We start from the raw sequence: 5,389 nt of genomic DNA, 5'->3' as shown, positions 1-5,389 counted from the left end.
GGGCGGTGTGGGTTCCGGTGGCGGTCCCGGCGGCACCGGTTCGGGCGCCGGTCCGGGCGGGACGGGCCCGGGAGGCCGCGGCGCGGGCCCCGGGGACGGTCCGGGCGGCGGCTCCGTCGGCGGGACCAGCGGTTCCGGGTTGGGCGCCGGGTCGGGAGTCGGCGGGGGGACCGGCTGCGGCTTGGGAAGCGGCTTCTCGTCCATGCCGACTCCCGTACCCGGTGCCCGCCCGAATGACCGTGAGCCGGGACGGTCATGTGCGCGTCCGGCCCTGGACAGGGCAGGATGGGGCCATGAGGGAAACCCGAGCGACGGTGAGCGGTCTGCGCAGTGCGATCGACCGCAGCGGTTACTACCCGGCCCTGGTCGCGGACGCGGTGGAGTCGGCCGTCGGGGACGAGCCCGTCGTCGCCTACGTGGTCCACCATGAGGCGACGTTCGACCCCGCGATGGAGGTGCGGCGGCACGTGACCGTGCTCGTGCTGTCGGCCAGCCGGCTGCTGGTGTGCCATACCGACGAGCACCCGCCCGGCGAGGGCATGCCGCGGCCGCACGCGTCCACGACCACCGAGGCCGTCAAGCTGGAACGCGTCCAGTCGGTCGCGGTGACGCGGGTCGTCCCGGACCCCGCGTCGTACGTGCCGGGGGTGCCGCCGACGGAGGTCGTGCTGACCATCGGCTGGGGAGCCATCGCCCACATCGACCTTGAGCCCGCGACGTGCGGCGACGAGAACTGCGAGGCCGACCACGGCTACACCGGGAGCGTCACGGCCGACGACCTCTCCCTGCGGGTGAGCGAGGCCGCCGACGGCGGCGACGCCGTCGGCCAGGTGCTGGCGTTCGCCGAGGAACTGTCCGCGGCGACCGCGCGGTGACGGGGTGACGGAAACCGGCCGCGTGGAAGAAGTGAATCGTGTGACCGCCCGGGGCGTGGAGCCGCCCGCCCCGCGGTACGGGGCGGGCGCGCTCGCCGATCTCCCGTCCTCGGTGCTGGCGTCGCTGGGCGTCCCGGACGCCCCGAACGTCCTGGATCTGCCCGCGCTGCCGCGTGCCTGCGTCCTGCTGGTCGACGGTCTCGGCTGGGAGCAGCTCAAGGCCCACCCGGACGAGGCGCCGTACCTGAACGCGATGCGGGGCCGCCCGATCACGTCCGGGTTCCCGGCGACGACGGTCACCAGCCTGGGTTCGCTGGGGACGGGCGCGCCGCCGGGCGCGCACGGGCTGCTCGGCCTCCAGGTGGCGGTTCCCGGCACCGGCAGGCTGCTCAACTGCCTGCTCTGGAACGAGGAGGACGCCGATCCGGAGACGTTCCAGCCGGTCCCGACCGTGTACGAGCGAGCGGCGGCGGACGGCGTCGAGGCGTCGTACGTCTCGCTCCGCCAGTACCGAGGCACCGCGCTCAGCCGCGCCACCGCCCGCGGTGCCCGGTACGTCAGCGCCGAGAGCCTCGGCCAGCTGGTCGGGCGGATCGAGCTGGCGCTGCGCCGCGGCGACCGCTCCTACGTCACCGCTTACCACGCCGACCTGGACGCGACCGGCCACCGTTTCGGCGTCGACTCCCACGACTGGCGGCACCAGCTGCGGTTCGTGGACGTCCTCGTGCAGCAGATCGCGGCCGTCCTGCCGCCCGGTTCGGCGCTTTACGTGACGGCCGACCACGGGATGGTCGATCCTACGGAGCGTGTGGACGTCGACACGGTCCCCGAGTTGCGGGAGGGTGTCGCCCTCCTCGGCGGGGACGCGCGCGCCCGGTACGTCTACAGCGAACCAGGCGCCCACGCCGACGTCCTCGCCGCCTGGACGGCCCTGCTGGGCGACCGGGCGTGGGTCGTCCCGCGCGAGCAGGCCGCCGAGCACGGCTGGTTCGGTCCGGTCGGCGACGGGATGCTGGAGCGCGTCGGCGACGTGGTCGCGGTCCCGCACACCGATCTCGCGATCGTCGCGTCCGAACGGGAACCGTGGCTGGAGCAGATGGTCGGCATGCACGGGTCGCTCGTCCCGGCCGAGCAGCTCGTGCCGCTGCTGACCACGTCCCGGCCCTGACGGGCACCCGCCCTGGAACGCGCCCGCCGCTGGAACGCACTCGCCCTGACGCACGTGGGGAGTTTGAGATGAACCCGGATCCGCCCCTCCCTAATCCGGGCGCCGACGGTCAAACTGGCGGTGTGCACCCTCTCATCGAAGTGCCCGCGTTGGACCGGCTTCTCCGGCGGCACACGCCCGTGGTCCTGCTGGACGTCCGATGGCATCTGGCGGGCCCCCCGGGGTTCGAGTCCTACCGCAAGGGGCACCTGCCCGGCGCCGTCTTCGTCGACCTCGACCGCGACGTCGCCGGACCGCCCGGGAGACGCGGCCGCCATCCCCTCCCCGAACCCGTCGCCTTCGAGTCGGCCATGCGCCGCGCGGGCGTCTCGGAGGACAGCCTCGTCGTGGTCTACGACGACGCCGACTCCATGTCCGCCGCGCGCGTCTGGTGGTCCCTCCGGTATTTCGGCCATGACCGGGTCCGCGTCCTGGACGGCGGTTTCCGCGCCTGGACGGAGGCGGGGCGCCCGGTGAGCACCGCCGAACCCGACGTCAAGCCCGGCGACTTCATCGCCGACCCGGGCCGCCTGCCCGTCCTGGACGCCGAGGGAGCCGCCGAACTGGCCACGGCCGGTGTCCTGCTCGACGCCCGCGCCGCCGAGCGGTTCCGCGGCGACCAGGAGCCCGTCGATCCCGTCGCCGGGCACATCCCGGGCGCCCGCAACGCCCCCACGTCCGGCAACGTCGGCGTGGACGGCCGGTTCCTGCCCCCCGAGCTGCTGCGCGAGCGTTTCGCGAAGCTCGGCGCCACGGACGCCCTCGACGTCGGCGCCTACTGCGGCTCCGGCGTGACGGCCGCCCACGAGATCCTGGCGCTCAACCTCGCCGGCATCCCCGCCGCCCTCTACGTGGGCTCCTGGTCGAACTGGGTGACGGACCCGTCCAATCCGGTCGCCACCGGCGGCAACTGACGGCGTGGCCGGCGCCGGCCGCATCAGCCGGCGCCCAGGCACAGGAACCCGGCGACGCCCGGGGTGCGGGGGACGCGTGCGAGAGCGCGCGCCGGGGTCTGACCGGCGGCCACGGCGGTGTGGAAGGCGGACATGAACTCCGGCGTCGCCGCGTCGCGGACGGGGGTGACGCTGGCGACCACGGTGGCGGTGCCGAGGGCGAGGAGGGCGCCCGCCATGCCGAGCACGGCGTCGCCCTCCCCGGCCCGTCCGATGTCGCACGCCGACAGGACGATCATGCGCGGCGGATCGGTCAGCTCGTCCAGGTCGTGGACCATCAGCGGGCCGTCGGCGAGAAGCAGCCGGGAGAACAGCGGGTTGCCTTCGCGGAACTCGCCGTGGGCGGCGATGTGGGCGAGGGCGGCGCCGTCGAGGGCGTCTCGGACTCGTTCCGCGCGCGCGTCCGGGCCGTCCAGGACGGTTGCACGAGGGTGGAGGCGCCGAAGGGTGGAGATCTCGCGCTCGGAGTGGTGGAGGTCGGGCCCGACCACGAGGACGGCGTGCCCGCCCGTGCGACCGGGCTCGCGGGCATGCAGCCAGCCGCCGGTGGACGGGACCACCGTGAAAGGACGTCCGGCCAGGGACGGGAGCACAGCCCAGGGGAGGCCGTGCAGCGCACCGGTCGGGGCGATGACGAGCTCCCGGTCGCCGAGGTGAGAGCGCAGGGGATCGAAAAGGAACCTGTCCAGACGCCGGGCCGCGTCCGTCAAGGCGGAGAGCCCCTCCGGGTCGTCGGCCGCGGCGAGGCGGCGGACGGCGAATCGGATTAGCCCGGCCTCCCGGATGGCGTCGCCGCACGACCCGAGGCGATGGCGGAGGGCTGCACCGCCGGCGACGCAGACGGCGTGCAGCTCGGCCCCGATCGAGATCATCTCGACGAGGGCCCGTTCACCGAGCGCGCCGGCGATCTCGGCGATGCCGGGTGAGCGCGGCGGGGACGCGCCCGGCGGGCGGCGCCGCGTCCGCGCGCGGACCTTCGCCTCCAGGGCCGCCATGTCCTCCGACGGCCCCGGCGTCCCGCCCCGGGCCACCCCTGCCGTCTGCTCGGCGCTGAGGACGCGCAGCGCGGTCAGCGCCGCCGCCCGCTCGGGATCCCGGGGCGGACGGACCCGGCCGGGACGCGCGATCGCCCGCCGCCGCTCCTCGACGGCGAGCAGTTCCGCCGCCGAGCGGGCCAGGCCGAGCCCGAGGTCGGACAACTCGGAGGCCAGCCCCGCCGCGCGTGCCCGCAGGTCCAGCGCACCGAGCGCCTCCGCGTGGTCTTCGGTGACCTGGAGACCGGCCCTGACCGCGTCCACCGCGCCGCCGTGGTCGGCCCGCGCGGCGCGTTCGAGGGCGACGGCGTGCCAGGCGGCGACCTGCGCGGACGCGGAGCCCCGCGAACGTGCGACCGGTGAGAGCAGGTGCCCGGCCGGTCTGCCCAGCGACAGCGCCACGCGGGCGGCGACGATGCGGGCCTCGTTGGCGGCATCGACCCAACCGCCGCTTTCCAGCCGGCCGGCCGTGGCCTCCGCCGAACGGAGCAGCACGGCCGAGCGTTCACCGGACGCCCACCGCGCCCTGAGCAGCACGTGCTCGGCCAGCAGCATCCATCCGGCGCGCTCCTGCCCGGCGAAGGCGGCGCGTGCCCGCTCGGCCGCGTCCGTGCACCGTTCCGGGTTGCCGTCTGCCAGTTCGGCGTGGGCGAGAAGGAGGAACCCGTCCGCGGTGTCACAGCCGTAGCCGTTGGCGGTGGCGGCCTCCAGGGCGGCGATGAGGACAGGACGGGCCTCGCCCGGTAGACCCGCCATGATGAGGGTCTCCGCCTGGTCGAACCGGCATTGGGCCAGACGCTCACCGGTCAGATGCGGCTCGGCCTCAGCGAAGAGCCGAAGCGCGCGCGGAACGTCCCCGCGCCGCGACACCGCGAAGGCGAGATTCCCCTTGGACATCGCCGTCTGATGCCGTAGCCCAGCCGCTTCACCAACGTCGACGGCTTCGGCCAGAGCGCTCTCCGCACCACCGAAGTCGCCACGGAACGCCTGCGCGAGCCCGAGGTTGGTGAGGAGGCCGTTGAGCACGGCCGGATCGTCCCCTTCCCTCAAGCGAGGCAGGGCCTGGACGGCCACGCTGTGCGCCTCGTCCAGCCGCCCGGCCCTCGCCAGAGCGCACGCCTTGTTGGCGGCCAGACGATCGGCGTCCGCCCCGCGCAGTACGCTCTCCGCCTCCCGCACCAGAGCGAGCGCCCCGGAGAGGTCCCCGCGCGCTGTGAGCAGGCCGACGAGGTTCATCCGCACCTGCGCCGCCGCGTAGCCGTCCTCGGCGTCGACGGCCAGTTCCAGGGCCCGGTGAAGGAAGGCGAGCCCCTCCTCCAG

General features: G+C 74.9%; 5 protein-coding genes. 3 read left to right on the top strand and 2 right to left on the bottom strand.

What is annotated here, in order from left to right; translation table 11 throughout:
- A partial coding sequence (locus E1285_RS46990; RefSeq protein ID WP_132160650.1) for a hypothetical protein occupies nt 1–204 on the bottom strand: 204 nt, incomplete at its 3' end.
- An 89-nt stretch (nt 205–293) separates the two neighbouring features.
- Here E1285_RS46990 and E1285_RS42865 point away from each other — a divergent pair.
- From E1285_RS42865 to E1285_RS42855, 3 genes are all read left to right on the top strand, one after another.
- The gene (locus E1285_RS42865; RefSeq protein ID WP_132160649.1) at nt 294–875 is read left to right on the top strand and encodes a DUF5998 family protein; all 582 of its coding nucleotides are present in this window, start codon (nt 294–296) and stop codon (nt 873–875) included.
- A 40-nt stretch (nt 876–915) separates the two neighbouring features.
- A complete protein-coding gene (locus E1285_RS42860; RefSeq protein WP_243723452.1) occupies nt 916–2,043 on the top strand; it encodes a nucleotide pyrophosphatase/phosphodiesterase family protein in 1,128 nt (375 codons plus the stop codon).
- A gap of 122 nt (nt 2,044–2,165) precedes the next feature.
- Complete coding sequence (locus tag E1285_RS42855; RefSeq protein ID WP_207947239.1) at nt 2,166–2,996, top strand: sulfurtransferase; 831 nt, start codon at nt 2,166–2,168, stop codon at nt 2,994–2,996.
- Between the two features lie 23 nt (nt 2,997–3,019).
- Here the strand turns inward: E1285_RS42855 and E1285_RS42850 are convergent.
- Nucleotides 3,020–5,389 (bottom strand): CHAT domain-containing protein (locus tag E1285_RS42850; RefSeq protein WP_347814131.1); only part of this gene is annotated, 2,370 nt, incomplete at its 5' end.

The organism is Actinomadura sp. 7K507 (assembly GCF_004348425.1).
Taxonomy (GTDB): Bacteria; Actinomycetota; Actinomycetes; order Streptosporangiales; family Streptosporangiaceae; genus Spirillospora.
This window is presented reverse-complemented; position numbering and strand designations above follow the sequence as displayed.

Excerpts from the sequence above, each read along its gene's own strand:
- E1285_RS42865 (WP_132160649.1), top strand. The coding sequence starts at position 294 with ATGAGGGAAACCCGAGCGACGGTGAGCGGTCTGCGCAGTGCGATCGAC.